Source organism: Streptomyces sp. SID14478, assembly GCF_010548525.1.
In the GTDB taxonomy this organism is placed as follows: Bacteria; Actinomycetota; Actinomycetes; order Streptomycetales; family Streptomycetaceae; genus Streptomyces.
In genome coordinates this window covers 1-1,568 of the sequence record NZ_JAAGMG010001121.1, presented here as the reverse complement: position 1 = coordinate 1,568, position 1,568 = coordinate 1, and the positions used below count along the sequence as shown (strand labels likewise).

The 1,568-nt window shown below is 72.7% G+C and carries 1 protein-coding gene; it reads right to left on the bottom strand.

Going from position 1 to position 1,568, the window contains the following annotated elements:
• On the bottom strand, positions 1 to 1,568 hold a 1,568-nt coding region (locus G3I40_RS36145), incomplete at both ends, for a serine/threonine protein kinase (RefSeq protein ID WP_239092149.1).

Here is a 1,568-nt window from a genome sequence, read left to right as displayed (position 1 = left end):
AGCGCGGGGACCGGCGGCAGCGCGGGCGCCGCCCCGTTGCGCGGCGCGCGTACGGGGACCACGCGCGCCCCGAGCCGGGACACCTCGCCGTCCAGCCGGCCGAACAACTCCGTGTCGGTGACCCGCACTTCGGGCCCGAACAGCGTCGACAGGGCGGGCCGCGGCCGGTTCGTCTGCAGCGCCACGACCTCGCGCAGCACACCCGTCAGCTGCTCGGTCATCTCCTGCGCGGAGGCGAACCGGCGGGCCGGGTCGGGGTCGGTGGCGCGCACGAGCAGCCGGTAGAAGGACTCGTACGTGCGGAAGACCTCGATGTTGTCGGGGTCGGGCAGGGAGTCCACGAACACGTTCGTGTAGCCCTGGAAGTCGAAGGTCAGGACCGCGAGGGTGCGCGCGACCGTGTAGAGGTCGGAGGCGACGGACGGGCCGACCTCGGCGACCTCGGGCGCCTGGTAGCCGACGGTGCCGTAGATGGCGGACTCGTCGTCGTCCATGCGGCGGACCGCGCCCATGTCGATGAGCTTGAGCTGGTCCTCGGTCTGTATCGCGTTGTCGACCTTGAAGTCGCAGTACAGCAGGTTCCGGCTGTGCAGGTGACCGAGGGCCTCCAGGGCCTCGATGCCGTACGCGCAGGCCTGCTCCACCGCCAGCGGGTCCCGCTTGCCGGTGGGCGTGCGCCGGTCGTTGGCGATCTCCTTGAGGGACTTGCCGCCGACGTACTCCATGACGATGTAGCCGTCCATGGAGCCGGTGCGCTGGTCGAGGTGCTCCACGAAGTTGTAGATGCGCACGATGTTGCTGTGCTCGATCTCCGCGAGGAAGCGGCGCTCCGAGATCGCCGCCGCCATCGCGTCCTGGTCACCCGTGTCGAGCAGGCCCTTGAGGACGACCCAGCGGTCGGAGACGGCGCGGTCGACGGCGAGGTAGACCCAGCCGAGTCCGCCGTGCGCCAGACAGCCCACGACCTCGTACTGGCCGTGCACGATGTCGCCCGCGGAGAGCTTCGGCACGAACGAGTACGGGTGGCCGCACTTCGTGCAGAACCCTTCCGTGCGCCCCGGCCGCTCCCCGCGCGCACGCCCCACCGGCGCACCGCAGTCCGAGCGCGAGCAGAAGCGCTTGCGCTCGGGGACCTCGGGACGCTCCTGCACCATCTCGCGCGGGTCGGGCCGCGGCACGTCCGGCACCCGCACCAGGCCCGCGCCGAGCCGGGCCCGGCCCGAACTGCCCGCTGTCGTGCCCGAACTGCGCACCGACACCGACCGGGAGGTCGAACTCCCCGACAGCGAACGCGACAGGCGGCCCGATACCGAACGGCGCGACTGCGAGGACCGCGCCGACGCCCGCGACGAGGCCCGCGAACTCGACCTCGAACTCTGCGAACGCGAACCGCGCGAGCCGCCGGCCGCGATCCCCGTGGGCGGCGACGACACCAGCCCGCTCGGCGACACCACCGGGGCGAGCCCGCAGGTGTCGCAGTACAACTCGCCCTCACCGACGTCGTCGTAGTGGCCCGCGCAGCCCGGGCGCTGGCAGGCGGGCGGGCCGGCCGCCGCCTCCTGCGCCGG